Here is a 26,570-nt window from a genome sequence, read left to right as displayed (position 1 = left end):
ATTCACGCGCCCGCGAGCTCGAAGCAGTGGCGCAGGCGCCCGAGGTGGAGCTCGGCGCGGCGGTTGTGAGAGTCGTATTGCAGGACCGCGTAGCCGTCGACGTTGAGGACCTCGCTCGCCGTGACGATGAAGCCGGCGACGCGCCGCGCGGGCAGGCCGAGCGCGGACGCGAGGGCGTTGTCCTCCGCCGAGTTGCCGAGGGCCAGCAGGGCCTCGACGGCGCGCCTGGCGAGGTCGCGCTGGCGCGGCTCGGTGGCGCGGGCGGCGAAGATCGGCGATGCGAGCAATTGGCGGAGAGTGGGGTGATTCGAATCACCGGTCGAGGCCGGCGCGGCGGGCGTTTCGGGCAATAGTGGCAGTTGTGGGCCGACGTCCTTGGAGGTCGGCCGCGAACGACGGGTCTCTCGCGGCGGCTGCGGCTCGAGGTGAAGGTGCCACCACGGCGGCGGCACGGCTGGGCGGATCGACAGCGCGGGATCGTCATGATCGCTGTCCATGCCCTCCCACCCGAGGAGGCACATCGGAGTGACGACCTCGGCGAGCGTGGCGCCGCCGCTCTCGCCAGGCGAGGCGCTCGCCGGGGTGTGGCGGTGCTCCTCGTCGTGCACGACGATGACGCCCTGGGCGCCGCGCGGGCTCCAGGCATCGTCGGCGGAGAAGGCGGTCTCGTATGCGTGGACAGCGGCGCCCGCCAGCCGCGGACGCCAGCGCGAGCTGGCCCGCGGGTTGCGTTCTCCGGTCGGTTGCAGGCGGCCGGCGGGGACGTGCCCGTGGTCGCTGGCGAGGAGCACCGCGCGGCCGGCGGCCTGCGCGGCGTCGAGGAGCTCGAACAGGGGCCGAATGCTGCGAGCGCGCCAGACGGAGGTCTGCGGCGCTTCGAGGTCACGCGCGCTGTCGGTGGCGTCGAGGATCACGCCGACCAGTCGCGCGTGGGGGTCGCGGATCTGCGCCAGCACCTCGGTGCCGGCGGAGTCGTCGAGGGCGCGGCGATGGAACAGCGGCGGCGGTCCGCCAGGCGAGAGGCGGGCGAGGCCGCGGTGTTCGGCGAGACGCTTGCGGTCGCCCCCGGGGTCGGGATTGAAACCTGCAGGCACCGGTTTGCCGGTGAGCAGGGCGCTGCGGGAGATCGCGGCGACGGACGGGATCGCGGCGAGGACCGCGGGACACGGCACGCCTGACCTCGCCTCGGGCAAGCCGTGCCACGCGAGCGGCCCCCAGCGCGAGGCGTCCTCGTCGAGCGAGGCGAGCAGCTCGAGCGTCTGCGTCCACGCCATCGCAGGGAGCAGGACGACGAGCAGGCGGCGCGCGGGACGATCGTGGAGGAAGCGGACGGCGAGGACGTCGAGGGCGTCGACGATCGGGATCGCGGCGTCGCCGACGGTGTTGTCGACGAGGGCGCGGGCGAACCGGTGGTCGAGCTCGCGGCGCTCGTCGTCGACACGGGCGGCCACGGCGGCGACGCCAGTGCCGAACGGATCGCCGGCGGAGCCGCGCGCGGTCTGGCGAGCGCTGTCGAGGTAGCCGCCCTCGTCGACGTACCAGCGCGCGAGCGCGTCGGCGCGGCTGGCCTTGAGGACATGCGGAGATTCGCCGCGCGCGACCAGCCAGGCGAGGAGGCGGACCCCGGCCTCGGCGCGCGCGAGCTCGCCGGCGGCGCGGCCGTCGGGGCTGTAGCGCGGGCGGTCGTGGTGCTCGAGGTTGCGCAGGACGGCGATGGCCTGGTCGAGCTGCTGGTGGGTCGGTGCCGCGGCGGCGCGGCTCAAGAGCCGGCCGAGAGCGGCGAGGCGCTGCTGCCAGGAGGAGAGCAGGCGCCGGCTGTCGATCAGCGCGTGGCGGACGTGATCGTCGGCGAGGGCCTCGGCGGCGTCGAGGGCGGTGCGCAGGGCGATGCGTTGCGAGCCGCGGCGGAGCTCGCCGAGGGTCGGCGCGGCGAGCTCGCCGAGTCGGTGCAGCAGCTCGCTGCGCTGTTGGGCCTTGCCCTTGGCGCCGAGGAACGCCTCGGCCTTGAGCGCGAGCCAGGTCCGGAGCGATTGATCGTGGTTTGACTTGGGGACCAGGGTCTCGCAGAGGATGGCGAAGCCGAGCAGCATCGCGCCGCGATCGGCCAGCCAGGCGCGAAGGATCGCGGTGGCCGGCTCGCCGAGGCGGCGGGCGAGGACGGCCTCGAGCTCGGACTGCACGCCCGTCGCGGCCTCGTGGGCGAGGGCGGCGGCGAGGCGAGGTCCGAGACCGTTGCCGGCGGCCCAGGCGAGCAAGGTGCTCAGGCCCGAGGTGTCGAGGTCGAGGCCGCATTCGTGCTGAAGCCAGGCGTCCCACAGGCCCTTGAACGTCAGGCGACCGCCGGGGCTCGGCAGCGGGGCGGGCGGCGGCACGCGGAGGAGCCAGGCGACGAGCTTGCTCGACAGCACCTCGGGGTCGATCGATTCGAACGGGGCGGTGAAGAGGTGCGAGACGCGGACCTCGGTGTCGATGCGGAAGACGCGGCCGTCGTGGGCGAAGTAGCCGGCGACGTCGAGCGGGATCCGCGCGGTCCAGGGCACCAGGTACACGGTGCGCCGAGGCGCGGCCTGCCCCGGCTCGTGGAGCAGCCGGCGCAGGCCGAGCTCGCAGTCGGCGAGGACGACCTCGAAGCGACCGACGCCGGGGAGATCGATGGGGCGCGGGTCGTCGCACACGCCGTGGATCGCTATCAGCGGCCGATGCTCGCGGCCGCCGGCGAACATCCGCGCGAGCTGGTGACTGAGGGCGGAGAGGGTGAGGCTGGGCGGCTGCATGCTACCGACCTTTCTGCTGGACCTGCACCTGCCAGCGCAGCGGACCGGGCGCGGCGAGACCGGCGGCGCGCAGCTCGGCGAGCAGGGCGTCGAGTTCGTTCGCGCCGACGGTGACGAGGTCCCAGCGGCGCGGGACGAGCCCCGAGTTCGGCGCCGCCGGCTCCGGCGGCTCGGCATCGACGCCGGGGTCCCAGCGGCGGGTACCGGACGTCGATCGCGAGATGTCCGGAGGGACAGGTCGTGGTGGGGCGCGCTCGCCGGGTGGCTGCACCGCCTGCAGGTTGAGTCGGGTGGCCCGCTCGGCGAGCTGTTGCAGCTGCCCGACGAGCGAACGCTCGTGTTCGCCGGCGTGGAGGAGCTCGGCGAGCTCGTCGAGCAGCGCTGCGGTCTGCGGCGGCGGGTCCGGACGCAGGTGCAGCTGTTCGAAGCTGGCGCGTACGAGGGCGGAGCCGAGCTGCTCGACGAGCCGGCCGGCGGTGGCGAGGCTGGCGCCCACGGCTCTGGCGCTGACATGCGGGGTGAAGCTCGCCAGGACCTCGACTTGCTCGAGCGGGCGCCGGCCGGTGAGGGCGCGGACCAGGTCGGAGGCCGAGCGGGCGATGTGCAGGCGCGGCGCGTCGTCCGGGAGGCCGAGGGCGGTCGACCAACCGGCGAGGAGGTCGGGGAGCGCGAGCGCGGCGGGGCCGAGCTCGCGGAGGCGCTGCTCGAGCGCGGAGCCGAAAGCCTGCAGGTTGTCGGCGGTGTTGGAGGCGCGGACCTGCAAGCCGAAGGCGGCGCCGGCCAGCCGGAGGGCGCGGCTCCATGGTTCGTCGCGCGGGAGCTCCGGCTTCTCGAGGACGACGAGACCGGGGAGCGTGGGACCGGGCGTCCACGGGCGACCGCCGGAGACCAGGGTCCGCGCGTGCAAGCGGGCGTAGCAGCGGACCAGCACGGCGAGGGCCTCGGGCTGGAGGCCGAAGCGAAAGCCCTCGCCGTGCCAGGCGGCGACCTCGTCGACGGTCGGGTTGTCGACCGCGGCCTGGTCGCGCCGCCGCTCGACACGCTGCAGCGGGCCGTCGGTGACGAGGTTGACGGCCGACTCGTTCACGCGCACCACGCCGAGTGGACCGAGAGTCCCGCGCAACACGTCGAGCTCGTCGCGCTTGAGCTCGGCGAGGCGGTGGTCGGGCTGGTCACACAGGACGTCGAACCAGTGCAGCACCGACTCGATCACCGACTTGTTGGCGAGGCGGAGCCCGAAGTGAGGATGGTGCGGCCAGCGGGTCTCGAGCAGCGCCGGGATGTAGCTGGCGAGCGCGGCCTTGAGGTTGGGGGCGAACAAGGACGGGGCGAGCCGCTCGCCGGGGACCAGCAGGCGGAGCGGCTCGGGGACGCAGCGGGCGCGGTCGAGGGCCGGGTCGCTGTCCTTGACCGGGGCGAGGCCGTAAGCCTTCTCGAGCGCGTCGAGGAGGAGCGACCGCTTCTCGCGTTGGAGGTTGAGCAGGAGGTTGCGGGCGGCCGCCTGCTTCTCGACGCTGAGGTGTTGCAGGTAGATGAGCGGCTCGCTCTGGACGATGTCGATCGCCACGAGGTCCTCGAGCGCGCGGTAGGTCTCGCCGGAGAAGAAGCTCGGCAGCCACACGAGTGTCCACGAGCCGGGCCCGCGGGCGGTGAACTCCTCGAGCGCGTTGATGTCGTGGAGCGGCCCGTAGCTGCCTTCGTCGAACGGGTAGTCGATGACGACGCGGAAGTCGTGCTCGTCGGGGCAGCGCAGTTGCTCGGGCGACATGCGCCGGACGTTGCCGAAGACCAGCTCGCCGCTGCGTCGGGTGTTGCGCCAGTCGAGCTTGTAGTCGACGACGGGGCGGAAGTCGTCGGGGAGCGCCAGCGCCTCGAACAACAGCGCGCCGAGGACGCTCTGGCACAGACCCGTCTTCACGCCCTCGCGGGCGCGGTTGACGATCGACTGCACGTCGACCTGATCGAGGACGATCGAGATGGAGGGGTCCGACTCGCGGCCGACCTCGATGTGGCCGGTGGCCTGGCCGAGGCGGCGCAATCGGGTGGCGACGTCCTGGATCTCGAGGCCGGGGATCAGGCTGCGGATGTGGCCGTGGTTGAGCTGGATCAGGCGCTTGACGGTCAACGCCTGGAAGGCCGGGAGCGCGGGGATCAGCGCGCTGATCAGGAGGGTCTTGACGATACGGTTGTCGTTGCGGCACGCCCGCACCGGACAGCCGGAGCAGCCGAGATCCTGACGCGCGCCGTCGCGGGCGCGCTGGCAGCGGTCGGGGGTAGTGGTGCCGTTGGCCTCGCGCAGGCGCGGCAGGAGGTCGTCGGTGTAGATCTGGCGCGCTGCCCGGAAGCGCGCGGCCTGCAAGTTGTCGTCGGGCGGGGGGCCGAAGAGCAGCGGGTCGAACAGGTCGCCGACGCCGACCAGATCGCCGAGCTCGACGTCGTCCATGTGGCCGTGCAAGAGCTCGACGAGGAGGCGCAGGGCGGTGCGCTGCCGCTGCAACAGCTGCGAGAGGCGGATGAGCGCGTCGACGAGGACGGGGCTGAAAGGGTAGACCTGGCGGAACGCGTGGCGATCGTGGCCGCCGCCGAGCAAAGTGTTCCAGCTGGCGCCGGCGCTCTTCTCGAGCGCGGCGAAGGTGCGGTCGATCGCCGCGACGGCGGCTGCGTCTCGTGGGATGAGGACCCGCTTCTCGACGATCGCGGGCAGGTTCTCGTCCTCGAGCCTGATCTCGCCGAAGCGCCCCTTGGCCAGCTTCAGGACCTCCTCGGCGTGGGCCTGCTCGGGCCCGACGTTCTCCTCGCCGATCATGAAGCGCAGCTCTTTTTGCCGGGCGACGAAGCTGACGAGCGGGATGTGACGGCGGGCGTGGTCGCCCTGGACGAGCTTGACCATGCGCCCGACCCAGGTGCTGATGAAGTCGGGGCTGCCGGCGTTCATGCTGAGCCAGAGGATCAGCTCGTCGAGGAACAGGACGACGGCGGCGTATCCCAGCGCCTGCGCGTGGCGGGTGAGCTCCTGCAGGCCGGTGTCGAAGTCGACGTAGGTACGGCGGTGCTCGTCGGCGATGCTGCGAAAGAAGGGAGTGCGCGCGAGGGCGGTGAGGAGGTCGGCCCGCTCCTGCGGCGAACCGGAGGTGCGGGCGGCGTCGAAGCGCGCGCGGTCCCAGGTGCTGTTCGCCAGCTTGCCCCACCGCCCCGTCTTCTGCGGAGGGCCGAGCGCGGCGAAGAAGGCGGCGTCGCCGAGTTGCTCGCGCAGCGCGTCGGCGTCGTTGAACAGGCCGGTGTCGGCGAACAGCAGCGGGAGAGGTGCGTCGGGGTGATGGACGCGGAGATGGCCGAGGTAGGCGCCGAAGATGGCGCCCTCGAAGCTGGGCTGGTCGAGCATGTGCAGCCGCAGCTGCAGGAGCTCGCGCTCGCCGGTCCACGGGTGGCCGCTGCGCAGGGAGGCGAGCTCCGGCAACGACCAGGCGTGGCGGTCGCCGGCGAGCAGGAGGCTGAGGAGGGCCATGAAGTGCGACTTGCCGGTTCCGAAGCTGCCGTGCAGATAGGCGGCCTGGCTGCGACCGTCGCGCAGCGCGGTGGCGACGAGGTCGAGGCTCTGGGTGAAGGCCCGCTGGAGCGCAGGCGTGACCCGATAGGTGGCGACGGTGTCCTCGGGCCGGCTGATGCCGTCGGCGAGGACGACGGTGAAGTCCATCGGGCGGATCTCCGCCGGGAGCTGGAAGAGGTCGCGGATCTGGGTCGACATGGTTTATCCAATCTCGGACTTGCTCGGCCGTCCGCGGCGCTTCTTGGCAGGGTCGTCGAGTGGGGTGGTGGAGGTGGGGGCGCGGGACGAATCGGGGACGGGGGTGTTCGCGGTCTCGTGCGTGCGACGACGTGTCTTGTTGGCGAGGGGTCCGTCAGGGGTCATGACATTGGCGGGAGCGGGCGCGCGCCGAGAATTGACATTCGCAGGCGGCGCGGCGCGGGTCCGGCGATGGTCGGGCGGGGCCCAGGTCTGCAGCTGGCCGCGGCTGACGCCGAGTTCGATGCAGCCGGCGGCGATGTGGGCGTCGAGGGCGTCGAGGTAGCGCTCGCCGGTGTCGGGGTGACGCTCGTCCGCGTGCCATTGCTTGATCCACGGGAACAGCTCGTCCAAACCGGCGAGGAGCGGGACGAGCCGATCGGGCGGCCAGCCCTCGTCGAGCTTGCGGTGATAGTAGAGCTGCAACAACGCGAGGGCGCGCTGGAGGTGATTCCAGCCGGCCCACCCGTAGACGGGGTGGCGATCGACGGCGCTGGCGGCGTCGGGATAGCTGATGAATCGCTCGTGAGGGACGTCGAGCTTGCCGCGCAGGCGAAAGTAGGCAGGGCTGCGGAAGTCACCGGGCTCGTACTTGCTGGGGACGGGGATCAGCTTGCGGACCTTGCGGTGGTGGTTCTCGGCCCACTCGAGCTCGTCCCGTGCGGCCTTCTGGGCGGCTTGAGCGGCAGCGGAGCGGGCCTCGGCGGCCTGCAAGGCGGGGGAGGTCGGAGCGGGAGGGCTGGGCGGCGACTCGTCGCTGGAGGTCTTCCGAGTCCGACCGCCGCGGACAGGGGCTCCGGCGAGTTTGCTGCGCTCCGCGACGGCCTGATCGCTGGCGATCCGGGCGGCCTCGCTGGCAGCAGCGAGGGCGTCGCGTAATCCGGGCAGGGCAGCCTCGCTGACGTCGGCGATCCGCTGGAGGTCCCAGACCTCGCGCCAGCGGGCGTGACGCTCGCGGCCGGAGGGACTGTAACGATAGCCGGCGAGGAACGGGACGGACTCGCGCTCGAGTCGATCGCGCAGCGGGTCGAGGCGCGGGTCACGGGCGACGAGGAATTCGCGGAGGGCTTGATAGCGCGGCTCGGCGTCGAGCTCGCGCTCGAGGTCGCGGGCGGTGAAGACGGTGGGCAGGCCACGCTCGCAGCGGGCGCGCAAGAGCTGCTCGGCGAGATCGGCGAGCTGCTCGGCCGCAGCATCTGCGACGCGCTCGCCGAAGGAGGCGACCTTGTGCGCAAACACGCCACGAGCACCCCACCAGCGCCGCTTGTTGACGGGGTTCTCGATCAGACGAAGATCGCGGGAGGCGGCGATCGCTGCGGCGCGAGCGTGCCAGAGGGCGCGATCGGCCTCGCCGAGGTGGTCAGGCGGGGTCGGAGACTTGAAAGGGCGCTGCTCGGGGGTCAGCTCGAGGTCGGGAGTCCAGCGGCCGGCCGTGGCGGGCGGGGCGAGCTCGAAGATGGCGTAGACGGCCCAGTCGAGGTCCTCCTGCACGCCGACCATGCGCGCGAGCAAGGCCGCGTCCTCGCGCTCGGCGCGGGCCGTGGCGGCGGCGAGATCCTCGCCGCTGGCGAGGGCGGTTTTAATGAGAGGGTGGGGGGCGAGGCGGTCGCGCTGAGCCTGGAGGTGCTCCAACTGGCGGGCGTAGGGGATGAGTGGGGTGAAATCCTCTGTTGCTGTTATCGGGAGCTCGCTGATTGCTGTCGCCGAAAATGCGTAGCGATTGCCCTCAGGGTCCCCTTTTTCGGGCCTTGATTCAGAATGGGTGCCCTTCGGGTAGGCCACTTGCTTTATCCAGAAACAGACTGTTGAGCTATTGAGATAGGCGAGAAGGGCTAAGTGCTCTTCCTCGGTTGTGGTTTGTGGGAGTTTGATGATCGGTGCGGTCCGGTTGAAAACTTTGCCCCCTCGATCGAGAACAAAATGATTATGAGATGCCACTTCTGCATATGTTATCGTCAGCCAAAAAGCGAGCTTTGAGGCTGCCAGCTCGTATAATTCGTACCAGACGCCATGACGCTTGCCATGAATAACCGCCGCTCGGTAGGGCCAGAGGAATTTGATTTCAAGCGCTAGTTCGATTTCGGGGCGAAGAAGATGAGTGTCGGGATTGTAGAGGAAAAGCACGGCGTCGTTTATGCTCATGCTCCAATCTCTGAGATTCTCTCCCGTGACCAATGGCATTCGCCCTCCGACGTTGAGGCGATTGGCGACAGCTTCGGACATTACGTAGAGTGAGTCCTCTCCGGTGACGCAAGATATCCCGATGCTGTGTGACATTTTTCGTAGAGAGGTGCGAGCTTTGCGTTCGATGCGAGCCTTAAGAGGGGCCGCTCCGCCACCCTCAAGAGGCCATGGATGAAAACGGAGAATGGATTGTAATATTGTTTCAACTGAAATAAAATCGTTCTCAAAGTTGTGTTCGGCGTAGTGATCTGCGATGCTGCGCCAGACATGGCCCCGTGCCGGTTCTGCGGGCACGCCTGGTTCGCCGCGTTTTGCGAGTACCGCGTCGACGTGGTCGCCGCTCGGGGGGCGATTGCGGCCGAAGATGAGGATCGTCGGCGTGCCGTGGCCAGGGATGAAAGCCCCCGCGGTGTTGACGATGAGCTCGAGATCGACGGTCGGAAGGACCTTCTCGATGAGGGCAGCTCCGAACTCGCGCTTGGTGAACGAGTTGGAGGTGATCTGCCCGACGTAGCCGCCTCCGCGCTTGGCGAGCTGGAAGAAGCGCTCCATGAACGGGGCCGAGAGGGCGTACTTGCCGGACGCAGATGTGTAGCGCTTGCGATAGTATTCCCGGAGCGCTGGGTCCTTGCAGGTGATGTACGGAGGATTGCCGACGACGGCGGCGTAGGAGCGCTCGACGAGGACGCGGCGGGCGGCGGCGGGGTCTTCGAGGGAGAAATTGGCGCCGTACCAGGCGGCGGTCTGTTCGCGGGTCTGGTGGGGGCGTTCGCCGAGGTCGCCCTGGCCGCCGGCGAAGCCGTAATACAGCGAGTCGGCGACGATGACATGGAGGACGGGGGCAGGGGCGCCGAGGAGACGGGTGTACTCGCCGCGCTCGAGGAACCGCAGGGTGAGGCGGAAGCGGGCGATGCTGACGGCGTAGGGGTTGATGTCGACGCCGTAGATCCGTTCGAGGGTCCTCGCGGCGAGTTCGCGGTCATGGAGGCCGGGGTGGGCGAGGCGGAGGTGGTCGAAGATCCGTTCGAAGGCGCCGAGCAGGAAGTGTCCGCTGCCGCAGGTCGGATCGATGACGTCGGCGTCGTCGACGCCGTACTCGCGGATCGCAGGCTCGAGCGTGCGGTCGAGGATGAAGCGCTCGACGAAGTCGGGGGTCTGGAGGAGGGCGAATCGTTCGCGGACGCCGTCGTCGAGGTCCTGATAGAGGTCGCCGAGGAAGCGGGTGTCGGGTTGGCCGAAGCGGAAGGCCGGAGCTTCGGGATGAGGGGAGCGGAACAGCTGGAGCAGCTGCTTGCAGCCCTCGGCCGACGGGCCGAGGCGCCAGACGAGGTTGTGAGCGGGGTCGAACAGGGCGGTCGCGGCCGGCAGATACGTGAGCTCGCGGAACACGATCCACAAGTACTCGCGCTCGCCCAGCGAGGGGGCGATCCGGAAGAACGAAGACTGGCCGTCGAGCGCGCCGGGCCCGGCGATCCGCGCTCCGACGAGGCCGCGATCCTCGAGCACGCGCACGAACACGCAGGACAGCAGCCAGGCGGCGGCGACCTGAACGACGACGCCGCGGCGCCACACTGCATAATCGTCGGCGGTGCGCGAGTCGGCGAGGTCGGCCTGATGATGCCGCTCGAGCGCGTTGCGGATGCCGGGGTCGGCGTCGGCGCGATGCAGCAGGTCGGCGGTGAGGCTGGCGAGGACCGGGCGCGCGACGCTCAGGAACGCGGCGGTGTCCAGCGGAGTGCGAGGGTCGGGCTGAGCGGGGAGGTCGTCCAGACGGAGTTTGCGCGGGCGGGACATACGGTCACGGGCGGCTTTCGGAGGGGACCCGAGGTGACCGGTGGGGACTCGCGCTGGCAAGAGAGCCTCGAGCCCACCGTATGGTCTCGAGGTCAAGTGTTGGAGGATGACGAATGATCGGTCCGGGCCCTGCGGCCCTCGTTGAGGAGCCACGGCTCGGGGATGTGAAGTCGTTGGGCTGCGGCGAGACCGGGGACGGGCAAGATGTCCTCGATCATGTGGGAGCGATGACATGGTACGAGGAACAGCAGAGACGCCGCGTCGCGGTCTCGGGTGCCCTGGACGGCGCGGTGAAGGAACGCGCTGAGGCGGTATCTGGCCAAAAGACCAGGTCGCGCGAGCAGCAGCGGCTCGCGGTTCGGGAACAGCTCGTCGGCGACATGATCGGCGGCCTCGGCGGCGAGGCGGCACAGGTTCGGCCACTCCGGGCTCGACTCGCCGGCGCGATCGGTCTCTTCGAGGACCGCGCGATCGATCTCGTAGGTGCGGGCGAGCGCCTCGATCGCGGCGATGAGGCGGCGATCGAGGAGGCAGGGCGGACGCCGGACGACGCGGGACAGCTCGGCGGCGGCGCGATCGGCGAGGCGCGGGCTGACGGCGAGCAGGAGCGTCTCGCGGCCGCGGATGGCGAACTCGAGGCGTGCCTCGAACTCGCGGCTGTGGACGGCCTCGTGGGTCGCGGCGGGGAGCTGGTGCGGGTGCGCCGTCGGGCGGCGCGTGGTGAGGCGCGCGTGGGTGTTCAGCGAGCTGCGGGGTTCGTCGCCGCGCCGGCGGTAGCGATCGCCGGTCCACAACAGGCCGAGCGGAGCGAGCAACGCGTCGAGCTCGGGGCGACACGGCAACGGTGCGGCTTCGGGGTAGCGAGCGCGTACGCGTTGATGGACTTCGTCAGGGGTGAGGTCGCCGGTGAGCGCGGGCGCGGCGTGGAGGATCGCGCGGTCGGCAGGAAGCTGCCGGTGATACAATTCGAGGCGGCTCGAGCAGACGGCGGTGCTGCTCGCCTGCGCGGCGAGATCGATGAGCCGACTCTGTGGGAGCTGCTCGAGCGGGGTGCCGCGGACGATCTCGTGGAGGGCGACCTCGGCCTCGCTGGGAGCGGCGAGGACGTCGCGGGCGGCCAGACCGTCGGCGGCGTGCCCGAGGCGACGCACCAATTCGCTGCGCTCGTGATCCCGGCTGACCCACGCCGCGGCCTCCGGTCGATCGTCGCCGAGGCGCACGATCCAGAGGCTGCGCGGCGGGGCGCTCGCGTCGAGGCTGTGTTGCGACAATTCGGCTGCCCAGCGAACGAGGGCAGAGGAGCGGGCGAGGGCGTCGCGGTCGTCGGTCGACTCCCCGAGGCCGGCTCGCAGGGCCTCGGCGGCGCGCCACAGGGGTGCGATGCCGCCGAGGTCGTCGACGACGCCGCAGACGAGCTCCGTGAGCTCGGCGAGCGCGGGGTGCTGCAGGGTGCGCTCGCGGGCGCGAGCGAGCTCTTTGTGGACGGCGCCGGAGACCGCGCCGGGAGCGACGGGAGCGCCGTCGAGCCCGAGCCAGCGGCGGACCAGCGGAGCATTCGGGAGGAGCGCGTCGATCCAGCTGCGGCTGGTGGTCGGACGTTCGCGGGTATCGGCGCTGCTGTGGCGAGCCTGGAGCTCGGCGCGGATGTCGGCGAGGTCGAACCCGTGGCGCCGCGCGAGGGTGAGGAGGTGCTCCTCGGGAGCCGAAGCGACGGCCGCTAGACGATCGAGGCCGGCGTCGGCGAGCGCCTGGGCGGCGACGGTCGGCAGGTCGGCGAGGTCGATCCGCAGATCGGCGCCGCGGTACTGCGGAAAGAAACTCGGCGTATTCGGAGCGGCGCGCTCACGCAACCACAACTTGCGGAGCTCGTCGATCTCGCGGGCGACCTTGCTGCCGGCGCCGCGGATCGCGGACAGGCGATTGTCGGGGAGCGAGAGCAGGTCGATGGCGCGGGTGAGTCCGGCGCGGTCGAGGGCGTTGCGGGCACGCACTCCGAGCGGCAAAGCGTCGAGCGGAGCGTCGACGGGTAGAGCGGCGAGCACCTGCCGACGAGCCTCCTCGGTCTCACAGAGGCGCTCGGGCCGGCGCGGGGAAGGCGGGGGGGAGCCGAGCTCCTCCCAGGCGCTGCGCATCGCTTTGGCCGATGCGAACCGCTGCGGTAGCTCGCGCGCGAGGGCCGTGGCGAAGAATGTGGTGAGTCGATCGCGGACGGCGGGCTCGAATCGTTCGCTGGCGATCATGAGGATCGCGTCGTGGGCGAGCGGGGAGATCCCGCGCGGCTTCCATGCGGGACGGACGCCGGTGAGCATCTCGTGCAGGACAATGGCGGCGCTCCACCGGTCGGCGGCGCTGTCCCACTGGCCGCGGAGCGGGAGGTAGGGATCGCGGTAAGGCTCGGTGCCGACATCAACCTGCGTCGCATCGGCGCCGACGAGCGAGAAGTCGAACAGCGAGAGTCTCTTGCTCTGCTTGCCGAGAGAGCCCTCGCCCAAATTGGCCGGCTTGATGTCGCGATGGGCGATGTTCTTGGCCTCGATGTGCTCGAGCGCGGACAGGAGATCGGAGCCGTAGCGGAGCGCGAGGTCGAGGTCGATGCTGCCTTGTTGGTCGATCGCTTGCTGCAGGGTGCGAGTGCCCGCGAGAGAGATCAGCAGGCACTGGCGCTCGCCGAGGACGAAGGATTCGTGGAGCTGGACGATGCGGGGATGACGGACCCGCTGCAGCGCGCGCGCCTCGTTGAGGAGGCGCTGGTCCTGAGCCGGGCCGAGGCTGACCTTGAGGGCGAAGCGCTGGCCGGCGCGCGAGACCTCGAGGACGCAGGCGCTCGCACCGCGGCCGAGCACACCGACGACCTCGAGATCGTCGCGCAGCCGATCGCCGGCGCGGGCCTGGAGCGGCGGCACGAACCCGTCCTCGGCCCGCGTCGGGCACAGCCCCGCCTTGATGCCCTCGATCCAGGCGCCGAGGTCGGCGCCGTGAGCGGTCGAGCCGCGGGCGCTGCGGGACAGGCGGGTGGCCTGGACGATCGCTCGGGCGACGACGTCGGGCACGCTGTCGGTGACGCTGCGCGGGTCGAGGGCGCCGTCGCGGACCAGGCGCTGCTGCAACTCGATCCCGCTCTGAGCGGGCGCTTGATTGGTGAATAGATAATAGGAGAGCGCGCCGAGGCTGAAATGATCCGTGTCTGCACCGATGGCGTCGGCGGCGCTGAACAGCTCGGGGGCTTGGTAGGCGCCTCCGGGCTCGGACGCGAAGCGCGAGCGATGGGCGGTCGGCGAGACGTCGAGGCTGCGTCCGGCCTGGAAGTTGTACAGGCGGACTTCCGGCGGCAGGTCGGGCGCCAGCTGGCGCACGAGCACGGCGTCGGGGCCGAGGCTGCCGTGATAGACGATCCGCCGGTGACAGTGCGCAAGCGCGAGCGCGATCTGCTCGAGGATCGCCATGCGATCGGCGAAGGAGAGGGTCGGCCGCCGCTCGAGGAATTCGCGCAGCGAGACGCCTCCTTCGAATGCGTCGAGCATGAGGACGGGACCGAGCGCGGCGTCGCCGACGTACTCGTGGAGGGCGAGGACGGCGGGGTGCTCGCGCACGCTCCACAACAGGCTGTGGTCGCGGTCGGCCTCGCGGCGCAGGGCGAGCCGGGCGGCCTGATCGGTCTGGTCGGGGACGAGGTAGATGCGCGCGCGCCGGCGCACGTTCGGCTGCTCGCTATGGATGGCCTCGCGATCCTGGTATCCGCGACCTTCGGCGAGCGCAGGGCCGAGCACATAGGCTCCGATGCGGATCGGGCCGCGCCGGGGACGGAGACCGATCGTGTCGAGCCCCGCTTGAATGGCATGCGCGCGGATCGCTGTGACGCGCTCGCGGCGTTCGGCGGTCGCGCCCGGGAATTCGTGGCGGCGAAGCGCAGCGGCGATTTCGTTGCGCTGGACGACGCACGCGCGGCCGGGGACGTTGAGACGAAGGTCGCTCGGCTCGGCGTTGCCGAGGAGCACGAGCGGCTGAATCGGGGGCAGCCGCTCGCCCCGGCGCAGGCTGCCTCGCTTGCGCAGAGCCGTGTCGAGGCGCGCGGCGAGGGCGTGGGCCCTGGCGTGCAGCGCTCGCAAGGGATGCTCGAGGTGACGGACCTGACCCTGCGGTGAGGTCCAGCACCAGGCGAGATCGTCGCCCTCGATGCTGCCCGGGCAGTCGCGGAGCGCGATCAGGTAGAGCGCAGAGTCGCCCAGGACCAGGATGTCGATATCGTGGACGGAGCCGGTGGCGGGGTCGCGGAGCTCGACGAGCGCGCGCGCGTGGAATGGATCCTGGTCGGGGAGCTGAGAGAAGACGAACTCGATCGTCTCGAGCTCCCAGGCCGAGGCCACGGTGCCGGTCACTGCGAAGCGTCGACTGGACATTCAGCGCTCCGTGAGGTCCGAGGTGATCCGCTGGTAGCCGGGGTGCTCGCTGTCCTCGGGGACATGCCCCAAGAGCTGGGTGGGACCCTGCTGGCTCAAGAGGCCGCCGGCCAGGGTGGCGAGCTGGCGCGCGAGGGCACGGACGCGGCGCTGGTGGGGGCGCAGGCCGTCGACGAGCGGGGGCTCGGCGATGACCACGACCTGCGTGTGCCAGACTGCGCCCTGGCTGGCGGAGAACGCCAGGAGCGCGGCCGCGACGGCGTTCGGGCCGTGCAGGAGCCAGCGGGAGCTCAACTGCAGTGCGGGGAGCCGCGGGGGGACGAATGCGACGTCCCAGACGGCGAAGAGGCGCGCGACGAGCCGGGCGAGATCGGGGTGCTTCGTGGCGGCGACGTCGCGCCACAAGGCGTGGGCCTCGGCGATCGGGGTCCATTCGGGACCGAAGGCGTCGTCCCGGGCGACGGCCGGGAGGTCGAAGACGACCCTCGCACCAAAGGCGCCAGGCCACTGGGCGTCAGCGTCGCGCAGGAGGAGCTCGATGCGGTCGGCGTCGTCGAGCACGCGGACACGCGTGCCGGGATGCCGGACCTCCCCGAGGTCTTCCCCGGCGAAGGCGCGCCACCGGGCGTCGGCGTCAGGTCCGAAGCGGCGGCGGCCGGTGCGCTCGTCGAGGAAGCGCAGGGCCGTGAGCGCGGCGACACAATAAGGCCTGGCGAGGTCGTAGTCTACCGACATATAGACACCATTCCTTGGTGTTCGAGAGCTGCGTACGTGCAGCTCGGCGGCGGCGCCGACCGTCGTGATCGATAGACGGCGCCGCAGCGCCGGCGTCATCCTTGACGCGATATTCACGATCGGTCGACGCCGCCGGAGGTTTGTCAGCGGGTTGGGAGCAGGACCGGTAAGCTAGGCGAGGGCTAATTCCGTGGCCGATCAGACAGGAGGGAGATCACCGAGGTTGTCGGCCCTGGTGTCGTTGGCGTCGGAGCGGAGGTAGCGCCCGTCGTTGACGCGGACGTCGGCGGTACGGCCGTCCTTGTAAGTCTTGGCGGTGTTGCGCCCGGGCGGATCGAGCAGCCGAATCATGTCGGCCTTGGACATGACCAGGCCGCTGACGGTCGGCGAAGCCTCCGAGGCCTTGAGCCTGACGATGGCGCCGGAGGAGTCCTTGGTGGCGTTGGTGATATAGTAGAGGGACATTCGCGGTTTATGGTGCCCGGAGATGACAGGATAGATCACGGACCCTGCCGCGGATCACGGAAAAATTCATCCGGGCCAGAGCGTAGAGCGTGGTCGGGGGAGCGAGCGGGTCGGCGAAGGCCTCGTGGATCGAGCGCGCGATCGTGTCCACGGCGATCGGCCTGTCGCTGATGAGAACGACCAGCGCGTGCGCGCCGGGCGGCTGTCCCTTGGACCATGCGAGGGTGTCGGCGTGTGCCAGGCCGTGCGCGAGCCGGGAGGCGAGCAGGAAGTCGTGATCGCAGGGTAGCATCAGGCCCTGGGGATGAGCCGGACTCAGCGGCGTCAGGCGGCCGTCCGGACCGAGGTGAAAGACGGCGAAGTACAGCCGGTAGGCGTACTTGCTCCTCCTCGTGCCGAAGGCGATCCACAGGTCGTCGTCGGAGCCGATTCGGCCGCCCTCCTCGGGGAGCTGGGTCAGGGTGTCGTGGTCGATGTGACCCCAGCGGAGGGCGAACGCTGCGGGAGGCAGCCGGGGGGAGAGAGCGATGGCGTCGAGGAGCTGCTGCCAGCGCGAAGGCGGGGGATGCCGGGTCGGCATCGTTCGCACGGCTCGCAGCGGGAGGCCGAGAGGCAAGGGTGGTGAGTCTCCGTCGGGGGTCAAGACTGCATGGTCGGGGCCCAGCTCGGTGACGCTCGCCAGCGGAGCGGCGGCACCGAGCGGAGTTCCGAGGGCTCGCATGGCGAATCGGTCGGTGGGGGTAATTCCGGCGAGTGCGCCGGCCTCGACGTGAATACCTGAGCGGAGGAGCGTGCAGGCGAAATCGTCGTAGTTCAGCGAGGATTCTCGCTCGCTGAACGGGACGCGGCGAGCGTGACGGCCGCCGAGGGTCGGGGACTGCTCGCGTCCGCCCGGGCGCGTGCGCATGCGCAGGCGCATCTCGTCGAGCACCTCGTGCCAGGCCACCTCCGAGCCGACGCAGTGCTCGAGGACGTCGGCGAGGGCGCTGGAGAACAGGCCGCAGGCCCGCTCGTGATCCTCGAGGGCGTTCTCCGGCGCCGCGGCGGCGAGCAGCTGGACGACGTGCTCGAGCGGAGCTTCGTCGGGAAGGGCCTCGAAGCGGTCGATCCGCTCACACTGGGCGGCGACCATCCGGCACAGGGCAGTGGCGTCGAGGTGCGAGGGATCTTCGAGCACGCCGGCGGCGTGGCAGCAGTCGAGCACGAGGGTGACGTTGCTCGTCGTGGGGAGAAGAGCGGCGAGCCGGGCGCCGAGCTCGAGACCGACGACGGGCCGCAGGCCGGGGCTCGGCCGGAGATAGCCGAGGCCATGGCGGTGACCGCCGTGGCCGACGTAGACGACGGCCACGGCGTCACCGACTTCGACGGTCGCCGCGAAGCGCTCCAGCCTGGCGAGGAGCGCTTCGGGGGCGAGGTCGAGGTGGCGCTCGATGGGGCGAAAGCCGTGCTTGCCCAGCGCAGCCTCGAGACGATCGAGGCTGCGCGGGACGTGCAGCAGCGAACCATACGCCGCACCGAGCAGGAGCGCCCGGTGGGTCATCGGCGCCGGCCGTCCGGATCGGGGCCTCCGGCGGTCTTGACGATGTAGTGTCCGCCCCGACGCAGGTTGACGCACAGGGGCTCAGTCAGCGGCAGGTCTTCGTCGACCGGGGTCAGCTCGACCTCGATGTAGAGCTGGCTTCCGGACGCGAACGGCACCGAGCAGAGATAGCTGCCGGAGGCCGACCACGGGCTGCTGGTCGTCCCGCCGATCGTGTGCGTGGCGGTGACGTTGAACGGACCGTGCACGGGATGGACGACCTGAGTCGGCACGCGAAACTGGACTTGATCCCGGCCCTGGGCCTCCGTGAGCGTGAAATCCCACGCATAATTGGCGGTCTGGGTGCTCCAGCGTGCGTCGGTTCCGGGTTGCATGGGGACGGTCCAAGCGGTGGATCCCGTCTCGAGGGAGAGGAGCACGTCGGCATTATGAACGGTGGGCATGATCGGTATACCTCCTGGTAACTCAACGCAGCCGGCATGCGGCCAGCCGCTGCTCCAGAGAGTGCCGCTCGCCGGCATCGTCGATCACGGAGAGCGAACGCCGTGCCTCATCAACCACTCGACGAGCCTCGTCTTCACGACCGGGGAGGTGAACGAGACTCTCGGCGAGTCCCGTCCAGGCGTAAGGTAGGAGATCGAATCCATTGTCACGCCATCCCCAAATGGCGACGGCCTGCTCGAATGGGAGTATGGCCTCACGCCAGCGACGCTGATCGTTCAGCGTCTCGCCGAGGACGAGATTCGCATTGGCCCTCAACAAGTGGTCCGGCGTCAGGCCGGCCTCGTCAAAAAAGACGAGAGATTGACGCGCGTGGCGCTCGGCGTCTTGATGGCGCCCTAGTCCACGGAGGGCTTCCCCGCGTTTGAGCGCGATGGAACCTCGTCGCTCGGCTCGGTGCTCGGCTGCACCGAGCAATCGTTCGGACTCGTCGAGGGCGGGGAGAGCTTCGGCGAAGCGCTCGGCGGCGAGCAGAGCCTGAGCGAGGTTCTGGAAGGCTTCGCTGCGCTCGTTTTCATCCGTGTATACATACACGGCGCCCTCGGCTGCTTTCACGGCGCTTTTGAAGTCACCCACGTGATCATATGCCATGACAAGTGTGGCGTAATATTCGCCGAGATACGGGGCGCTGGCGTCTAGTCCTTTTTTGGCCCGCTCCAGAGCGTCCTTGAGGTGGCCAAGGCCCCTGGCGGCGTCACCGAGGCTCATTGCAATGAGGCCGCGGTTACGCAGGTGCTTGGCATGATCGGGGTGTTCCGGTCCGACTGCTGTGGAGCGACGAGTGTCGGCCTTGGCGAGCGCATCCAAGGCCTCATCGTACCTCTCAAGCTTGTAGAGGACGCTGGAGAGGTTGAGATAGCTGTCGGCCTGTTCGGCGGTTTGGTCGCTTTCGGGCTGACGGAGCTTGATGGCTTCGCGTAGAAGCCGTTCGGCGCGGGGGAGATCGCCGATGCGACGCTCGGCGAGCAGGGCGCGGTTGTTCAGGACGTTGGCCTGAGCGGCCCGGTCTCCGTCGGAGATACGATACCGGTGATATTGAGAGTACCATTCGGCACGCGAGAGAGGGATCTGCTCCTCGAACGCGGCCAGCTTCACGAACCAGTGGTACGCCTCGGCGGTGGCGGTCAAGCAAGCGTTGTGCTCCGCGAGGTCGATAGCCTGTGTGAGGTGATGCAGGGCGCGAGGCTTGTCGCCTCGCGCGTAGGCGATCCGTCCGAGGAGGATGTTTGCCCGAGCGCGCGAGCCCATCGTGCCGCTGCTCTCTGCTTCTCGTAAGGCGTCTTTCGCTCGTGCGAGGGCGCGGTCGGTGTCTCCGACCAAAAGAGCAGTTGTACTGTCGATGCGCGCTTGCGCGGAGAAGCCGCTTTCGGCACAGTTGAAGCGGAGCCGGATGAAGTCGTCGCAGGAACTGACGGGCGGCAGATCTTTGAGGTTCTTCAGAAGTTCGGAGATGTGCTTCTGATCGCTGCGCTCGATCTGCTGGATGAGCGTGGCGAGCTCGCCCTTTCGGAGTTGAAAGCACTCGTCGCGGACGTCATCGGTCTCCCGCACTTGACCGCGAGCATCCTCCTTACATGCGTTGTGTTGGGCTGTCGCCAGACCTGTGACTGCCGCATTGAGAGCCTTGCCAGGCCCGTCCCCGAATGCACTGAGATTGGCTTTGACTTGAGCTCGCATTCTATCATCCCAGATCTGCGCCTCATACTCGTCTTGAGGGGGGCAGCGCTCGGGGCGGAGCGCGGCGTACATGCCGGTGGTGAAGGCCAGCACGCCGGCGATGCCGAGGAACGCGCGGCGTCGGCTGCGACGGGGGTCGCGGCGGAGCTCGGCGAGGAGCGGGTCCATGCAGTCGAAGCGGTCCTCGGGCGCGGGGGACAGGCCGCGGAGGAGCGCGGGGACGACGTTGGGCGGGAGGCCGGGGGGGACGCGCTCGGGGCGGCGGGGCGCGCCGACGAGGATCTGGTCGAAGATGGTGGCGCGGGAGGCCTGCTCGGCGTCGGCGTCGAAGGCGTTGGGGTTCTGGTCGGCGTTCGGGGTGTCGTCGCGCGACAAATAAGGATGGGCGCGGAACAGGGCCTCGTAGAGGGCGACGCAGAAGCTGAATTGATCGCAGCGGGCGTCGACCTGGCGGCCGTCGATCTGCTCCGGGGCCATGTAGCGCGGGGTGCCGGGGCGGTCGTCGGGATCGTCGGGACGACGCGACTCGGGCCGCACGGCGAGGCCGAAGTCGATCAACTTGACGACGCCGCCGGGGCCGACGACGGCGTTGGCCGGCTTGAAGTCGCGGTGGACGAGGCCGGCGCGGTGGACCGCGGCGAGGCCCTCGCCGGCCTGGATGAACTTGTGCAGGATGTCGCGGAAGTCGCGCGGGGCCTTGAGCCAGTCGCCGAGGTGCGGGCCGTCGACGTGCTCGAGCACGAGACAGGCGAGGCCGCGGTGCTCGACGAGCTCGAGCACCCGCACGACGTTGGAATGGTCGATGTGCGCGAGCGCCATGCCCTCGCGCCGCGGGGTGTCCGCGCCCGGTTCGTGCGGGAGCAAGCCGACGGGCAGGGCCTTGAGGGCGACGGTGCGGTCGAGGCCCGGATCGTAGGCGACGAATACGCGACCCATGCCGCCGCGGGCGCGGACCTCGGCGTTGATGTAACGATCGATCCTCAGGCCGTCGCCAGAGCTGTCGAGTGCGTCGCCCGTCAGCTGGGCGGCGAACTTGACGGTGATCCGATCGGTCTCCTCATCGTCGACGGGGTGCGGGAGCGGGGGATCGGTCGCGGGTATGTCGAGCATGGGCCATCGAGCCGAGCAAAATACGAGGTGCCGGCGCGCCGGGCTGTCGATCACGATGCCTCAAAAAGGTTTCAGCTAGGTGCGCTTGAGGCGCAGGGACTCGATATAGCGGATGAGTCCCTTGAGCCAGGTGTGCGTGGTCTGCGAGGCCGCCAGGACCTGCGGGTCGCGCTCCTGGGCCACGATCTCGCGCTGTAGCTCGACGAGCCCGAGGCGCAGGAGGCCGCGCACCGTGCCCTCGGGCTCCCCGAGAATTTCGGCGATCTCCCGCCCGCTCATGCCCTCGAAGTAGTGCATCTCGAGCGCCATGGCCCGCCGGAGCTCGAGCTTGCGCATCGCCCGGAGGACCAGGCGGGTCTCCACCCGCTGGTTGGCGATGAACGAAGACTCGTTCGTGTCGAGGGCGATGAGGGTGCTGTCCATGGGGTCCTCGAGGTTGTGATGACGCTCGCGGTAGTGGCGGAACAGCGTAAACTTGGCGACGCCGAAGATGTAGGCTCGCACGGTGGTATGGACCTTCTTGGGCGCCTTGGTGAGCTCCTCGAGGAAATCGCTGACGAGCTGCTCGACGCGGGTGGTATCGTGGACCTTGGCCTGGAAGAACCGGGTTACCGGCTTGAGGTACGTCCTCACGAGGAGGTTGCCGGCCTTGCGGTCGCCGGCGACCCACGCGGCCATCAGGTCGAGCTCGGACCGCTCGAGCGACTGACGCGCCGCCCGGGCCGCGCCGCCCTCGTCGCGCTCGAGATCTTGGTCATGCACAAACCTGTCGTCGAATCGGTCGTCGCCACTCACCCTCGACGAGTACCACGTGGCCCGGGCGGCGAAAAGACCGATGACCTCCGCGCCGGGCGAGACGCGGCCGACGCGAAGTGGTAAGGTCCTCCTTTCTAGGAGTGAACGATGACCTTTCTGAAGTTGTCCGGCGCGGAGCGCCAGCGGCTCGTCGATGTGTTGCTGACGACGCACGGCGGTGAGGACCTAAAGTTGTTGGTAGAGCGCGAGGTTCCCGAGATCGCGGGTCGGGTCCGATGGGGGCAGCCCGTCGCGTACCTGTTCCACGCGGTGGTCGAGCAGGCGGAGCGGTTCGGCGCGACCAGCGAGCTGCTGCTGGCCGCGGCGAAGGAGCGCGGGAGTCGGCCCGAGTTATTGTCCCTCGTGATCGAGCTGTGCGAACGCCAGCCCGGGCGAATGGCGGCGGCACAGGCGTATGGGAGGTCGCTCGAGGAGGTGGTGCATCCATTTGCAGGCTTCCTCGATCCGACGGAGCTCGCCACCAAGCTGGTGTGCCACGAGCGCCACGTATGCGCCGTCGAGGTCGGCGAGAAGGCTGGCACGGGGCTGTTGGTAGCGAGCGACCTGGTGTTGACGAATTACCATGTGGCCGCGGACCTGATCGCGGGGTCGGTCGGCGCCGACGACGTGGCGTGTCTGTTCGATTATCGGATGGGGCTCGATGGCGCGGCGAAAGCTCCGGTGCGCGTCCGCCTCGATCCGGACTGGTCGATCCCGCATCGCCCGCACGAGACGAAGGAGCTGCCCGCGGCGACCGAGCTCGATTATGCGTTGTTGCGCCTGGAGCAGAAGATCGGCGACCGGCGGCCGGCAGGCGAGGACACGCCGCGGTGCTGGTTCGATCTGTCGCAGCCGCCGCCGGAGCCGGTGCGCGAGCGCCTGGCGTTCGTGCTGCAACACCCGCGGAAAGAGATGTGGCGGCCCGGGGAGCCGCGCCAGCAGCCGCTGCGCGTCGCGCTCGGGCTGCCGGGCTTCGACGGCTACAACGGCAACGGCACGCGGCTGCGCTACCGCGTGAACACGCTGCCCGGTTCGTCGGGGTCGGCGGTGTTCGACGAGCGGCTGCGCCTGGTGGCGTTGCACAGCAGCCGCGGTCAGCCGGTCGGGACTTCCGACGGCCGCGTGGTCAACAACCAGGGCGTTCCGCTCAAGGCGATCCTCGCCGACCTCGAGCCGGCGATCCGCGGGTTGCTGGTGAAGCCGACGTGTCGGTGTTGAGGCCGCGAGTGGTGAGCGTGCCGCGCGCGGACCCGACGCGGGGGGCATGTGCCAGTGGCTCGCGGCGCCGAAGTGCGCGAGGCATGCGCGTGCGGGAGCGCCGACGGGGCCCGGAGGGGGGCGCACGATGGCGAATTCGCTTGGCCCGCCGCGGGTTCCCCGGCACACTCGCGCCGTGTCACGCATCGCCAAGTCCGAGGTCAACGCAGCGTTCGAGTGGGCGGCCGCCCAGATCACCGAGGCCGGGGGCCGCGACGGGATCACCAGTCGTGCGGAGATCCGGCGCAAGATCGCCGAGCTCACCGGAGCCGAGCGCGATCTCGTCGACTTCTTCTACCGCTTCATCGTCCGCCGCGACGGCAACCCGAGCGAGCGCGTCGACCGGGGCGACATCGAGGCGGCCCTGAAGGCGGCCCGCGAGCAGCTGGTGGCGGCGTTCGATACCAACGACAACGGGCTGTCCGCCGACGAGGTCGCGGCCATGCCGCCGCTCGGTCGCCTCGCGGTGAAGGTGGCGCGCCACCGCCAGCGCAGCGGCGAGGAGCTGTCGCTGCACTTCGAGGCGCTGGCGTTCAACCTGGTGCTCGACGACTTCGGCACCGAGCTGACGAACGAGCACTTCCTGAGCTTCCACGCGCCGGCGCAGCTCGAGAGCCTCAACGCGCACAGCTTCATCGCCACGCTGGGCCTGAAGACGGACGACCCGAAGGACCGGATCGCCCGCATCGAGTCGGCGGCCGACTTCTTCCGCCGCCTCGTCGATCACCACACGCCCGGTCAGACGGCCCAGGCGGTGGCGCTGGCGCAGGCGATGCAATCGACGCTGGCCGACCTGCACGTGTACATCCTCGGCCAGGACCCGGAGGGCGGGCCGATCCACCCGGTCTACATCGTCGGCGTGGCGCCCGACGGCAGTCTCGCGGGCCTGCGCGCGCGCGTCCGCTGGAGCTGAGGTGTGATTCGCGGCGCGCGTCGCTGGGGCGCGCGCGGTGGTTGGAGCAGTGACCGCGAGCGCGCGCTCGCGGTTCGCTGGCAGGATGATGCAGGTGCGATGTCCGAGGGCGGCCGGTCGCTGCGGTCGACGCTGAGCGTGCCGTGAGCCGGCGAGCTGCGCGGGCGATGCTCGCGTCGCCGGTCATGCAGCGCCGCGATGGGTCGCGCGGGCATGCATCTGCATGCGCGCTCGGGGTGAGCCTGATTTTCCGGGGCGTGCGAATTCGGGAGGCCCCGCGCTTGACACATTCCCATATCGGAATATGATGGCGGAGTGGCTCGCACGCCCACGACCACCGATGTCTTCAACGCCGTCGCCGAGGCGAGTCGGCGCGAGCTCCTCGATGCTCTGGGCAGCGGGGAGGCGACCGTCGGCGAGCTGGCCGAGCGGCTCGGCGTCAGTCAGCCGACGGTGTCCAAGCACCTCGGCGTGCTGCGGGCGGTGGATCTGGTGCTCGTGCGCGTCGACGGGCGGCATCGCTGGTACCGGCTCAACGGGCCGGCGCTGAAGCCCATCCACGACTGGGTGCGGACGTTCGAGCGCACCTGGAACACACGTCTCGACCGGCTCGACGACCTGCTCGCCGAGCTCAAGAACCAGGAGGAAGAGCAGTCATGAACAGCAACAAGATCGTCAGCAATCGCCATGGATCGGCCGTCGTCACCTTGCCGTCGGACACCGAGATTCTCATCACCCGCGCCTTCGATGCCCCGGCGGCGCTCATCTTCAAGGCCTGGACCACGCCCGAGCTGGTCAAGCGCTGGTGGGGCTTCGAGACGTCCGAGTGGCTGGTCTGCGAGGTCGACCTGCGCGTGGGCGGGCGCTGGCGCTGGGTGATCCGCGAGCGCGAGATGGAGGTCGGCTTCCACGGCGAATACCGCGAGATCGAACGGCCGCACCGGCTGGTGTCGACCGAGGTGTACGAGGGCTTCCCCGACGGCGAGGCGGTCAACATCATGACGCTCACCGAGGTCGACGGCGTGACGACGATGACGACGCTAATCCACCACTCGTGCAAGGAGCACCGCGACGGCCACATCAACTCGGGCATGGAGGGCGGCATGCAGGTGTCGTACAACCGCATGGAAGACGTGGTGGTGGAGCTGCAGCGCGCGGCGACTGCGGCGTGAATCGTCGGGCCCGGTCGCCGAGGCCGCCTTGCCGTATCGCTGGAGATGTCTATCGAGGCATGTTTTAAAGGGTATGTCTTTTGAGACATGTACCAGGGACATCCCGGCCCGGCGCAGCTCGCGGGGCGAGGGCGTCGAGGGCGGCGACCTCGGGCCAGGCGAGCTGCAGCCGGCCGGCAAGGTGGCGCGTGCCGGCGGCGGCGAGCTCGGTGGCGGCCTCGCCGATCTCGCGGTGCACTCGGCCGCGGGGGCGAGCTGGGCGACGCGCTGCTGCGCGGGCTGACGCAGGCGCCGGGGGCGGGGCAGATCGAGCGGCCCGACATGCCCGATCGGGCATGTCCTCGGCGACAGGAAGGCCGAGGCCGCTGGCTGGCCGGTGGAGGGCCGCGCGGCGCCGTGCTAGGGTGCGGCCGGAGTTGCCATGCCCGAAGCGCTCGTGATCCCTGGACTCATCGCCATCGACCCCCACCGGTGGGACGGGCGCGGGCAGGCGGAGCTCGTCCGCGGGGCCCTGGCGGGCAAGACCGATCTGCCCGAGCTGTCCGACTGGAAGCGCGAGCTGTGGCTGATCCCCCGCGAGGTCGCGCGGCGCCTCGCGGTGCGCCCGCCGGAGGAACGCGCCGATCTGTCGTCATGCCCGCGGCTGCAGGCTCGGCTGGCGGAGGCGGCCCTCGTCGTGGTCGACGAGGCGACCGCCGGCAAGGCGGCGTTCGCCGGCTACATGACGATCTCGGTGTCGTACCACCGGGTCGCCTCGGGCGGCAGCGTCGAGGTCCACGACGGCGAGGGGGTGCGCGGCTTCTCGGGTGAATACGGCGACCTGCTGGGGCAGGTCGCCGGTGACGGTGACGAGGTCGACGACGAGCGCCGGGACTACCGCGCGCTCGAGCGGGCGTTCGACCGCGTGCTGCGAGCGCTGACCGGCGGGGCGCTGTCGCTGTACGATGTCGGCTTCGCCGACCTCGCGGCCCACCTGCGAGCGCCGGAGTTCGCGGCGCTCGAGGCGGAGCTGGCGGAGATCGAGGCGCAGGGGGCCGAGCGGCGGCCGCTGGCAGAGTCGCTGCTGGCGGCGCTCGACGCGGCGACCGAGGACGAGGTCGCGCTGCCGGGCGGCTACGTGGCCCGGCGTGTGCGCGAGCCGGCCTTCACGCTGCGCCCGCGCGGGGTGCTGACGGTCTCGGGTGGACCGATCGCCGTGCCCGCAGACGAGCGCTGGCTGGTCGACGACGTGGAAGCGTTCATGCCCGCGGCCCGCAAGGCGCGCATCGACCAGTCGTTCGCCCGGCGTCGGTCGCAGGCGGAGGCGTCGCGGCGCGTCAGGCTCGCGGTCCTGGTGGCGGTGGCGGTGGTCGTCTGCGCGGCCCTGCTGCTGCGCTGAAAAAGGCCGCGGCTGCACGGGCTGCCGCGCGTTCGTCGGGCGACGAACGGCGCAGGAGCCACGCGCAGCCGCGCGCGACAGGTCGGGACGAGGG

At 70.2% G+C, this 26,570-nt stretch carries 16 protein-coding genes; 6 read left to right on the top strand and 10 right to left on the bottom strand.

Translation table 11 applies throughout. The features are described 5' to 3' along the window. Positions 1 to 2 precede the first annotated feature (2 nt). The 10 genes from pglZ to K7C98_RS12460 form a co-directional block, all read right to left on the bottom strand. Positions 3 to 2,774, bottom strand: a complete 2,772-nt coding sequence (gene pglZ, locus K7C98_RS12505; RefSeq protein ID WP_224191849.1) for a BREX-2 system phosphatase PglZ — start codon at positions 2,772 to 2,774, stop codon at positions 3 to 5. Position 2,775: 1 nt separating this feature from the next. Then, positions 2,776 to 6,519: a hypothetical protein gene (locus tag K7C98_RS12500; protein WP_224191848.1), complete on the bottom strand. Its 3,744-nt coding sequence runs from the start codon at positions 6,517 to 6,519 to the stop codon at positions 2,776 to 2,778. A gap of 3 nt (positions 6,520 to 6,522) precedes the next feature. Continuing rightward, on the bottom strand, positions 6,523 to 10,536 hold the full coding sequence (pglX, locus tag K7C98_RS12495; protein ID WP_224191890.1) for a BREX-2 system adenine-specific DNA-methyltransferase PglX: 4,014 nt from the start codon (positions 10,534 to 10,536) through the stop codon (positions 6,523 to 6,525). Positions 10,537 to 10,628: 92 nt separating this feature from the next. After that, entirely contained in the window at positions 10,629 to 14,933 is a 4,305-nt protein-coding gene (locus K7C98_RS12490; protein ID WP_224191847.1) for a protein kinase domain-containing protein, read from the bottom strand. Next, positions 14,934 to 15,668 carry a hypothetical protein gene (locus K7C98_RS12485; protein WP_224191846.1) on the bottom strand — a complete coding sequence of 245 codons (735 nt, stop codon included), beginning with the start codon at positions 15,666 to 15,668 and terminating at the stop codon, positions 14,934 to 14,936. A 198-nt stretch (positions 15,669 to 15,866) separates the two neighbouring features. Beyond that, a complete protein-coding gene (locus tag K7C98_RS12480) occupies positions 15,867 to 16,133 on the bottom strand; it encodes a DUF3892 domain-containing protein (RefSeq protein WP_224191845.1) in 267 nt (88 codons plus the stop codon). 7 nt (positions 16,134 to 16,140) lie between these two features. Then, positions 16,141 to 17,673, bottom strand: a complete 1,533-nt coding sequence (locus K7C98_RS12475) for a caspase family protein (RefSeq protein ID WP_224191844.1) — start codon at positions 17,671 to 17,673, stop codon at positions 16,141 to 16,143. Next, complete coding sequence (locus K7C98_RS12470; protein WP_224191843.1) at positions 17,670 to 18,092, bottom strand: hypothetical protein; 423 nt, start codon at positions 18,090 to 18,092, stop codon at positions 17,670 to 17,672. Before K7C98_RS12470 ends, K7C98_RS12475 begins: the two co-directional genes overlap by 4 nt. A gap of 46 nt (positions 18,093 to 18,138) precedes the next feature. Continuing rightward, positions 18,139 to 20,961 (bottom strand): protein kinase domain-containing protein, encoded by a 2,823-nt coding sequence (locus tag K7C98_RS12465; protein WP_224191842.1) that lies wholly within the window; start codon positions 20,959 to 20,961, stop codon positions 18,139 to 18,141. A 75-nt stretch (positions 20,962 to 21,036) separates the two neighbouring features. Then, complete coding sequence (locus K7C98_RS12460) at positions 21,037 to 21,723, bottom strand: RNA polymerase sigma factor (protein WP_224191841.1); 687 nt, start codon at positions 21,721 to 21,723, stop codon at positions 21,037 to 21,039. A gap of 141 nt (positions 21,724 to 21,864) precedes the next feature. Here K7C98_RS12460 and K7C98_RS12455 point away from each other — a divergent pair, with 141 nt between their 5' ends. From K7C98_RS12455 to K7C98_RS12430, 6 genes are all read left to right on the top strand, one after another. Further along, positions 21,865 to 22,974, top strand: a complete 1,110-nt coding sequence (locus K7C98_RS12455) for a trypsin-like peptidase domain-containing protein (RefSeq protein ID WP_224191840.1) — start codon at positions 21,865 to 21,867, stop codon at positions 22,972 to 22,974. 175 nt (positions 22,975 to 23,149) lie between these two features. After that, positions 23,150 to 23,926: a nuclease A inhibitor family protein gene (locus K7C98_RS44720; RefSeq protein WP_224191839.1), complete on the top strand. Its 777-nt coding sequence runs from the start codon at positions 23,150 to 23,152 to the stop codon at positions 23,924 to 23,926. A 315-nt stretch (positions 23,927 to 24,241) separates the two neighbouring features. Further along, complete coding sequence (locus K7C98_RS12445) at positions 24,242 to 24,586, top strand: ArsR/SmtB family transcription factor (protein ID WP_224191838.1); 345 nt, start codon at positions 24,242 to 24,244, stop codon at positions 24,584 to 24,586. After that, complete coding sequence (locus K7C98_RS12440; protein WP_224191837.1) at positions 24,583 to 25,098, top strand: SRPBCC family protein; 516 nt, start codon at positions 24,583 to 24,585, stop codon at positions 25,096 to 25,098. Before K7C98_RS12445 ends, K7C98_RS12440 begins: the two co-directional genes overlap by 4 nt. Positions 25,099 to 25,171: 73 nt before the next feature. Next, on the top strand, positions 25,172 to 25,381 hold the full coding sequence (locus tag K7C98_RS12435) for a hypothetical protein (RefSeq protein ID WP_224191836.1): 210 nt from the start codon (positions 25,172 to 25,174) through the stop codon (positions 25,379 to 25,381). Between the two features lie 138 nt (positions 25,382 to 25,519). Next, the gene (locus K7C98_RS12430) at positions 25,520 to 26,476 is read left to right on the top strand and encodes a hypothetical protein (protein ID WP_224191835.1); all 957 of its coding nucleotides are present in this window, start codon (positions 25,520 to 25,522) and stop codon (positions 26,474 to 26,476) included. Positions 26,477 to 26,570 lie beyond the last annotated feature (94 nt).

It is taken from the genome of Nannocystis pusilla, from assembly GCF_020073745.1.
Classification (GTDB): domain Bacteria; phylum Myxococcota_A; class Polyangia; order Nannocystales; family Nannocystaceae; genus Nannocystis; species Nannocystis radixulma.
Note: the sequence above shows the minus strand (reverse complement) of the source record. Positions and strands in the feature narration are given on the sequence as shown.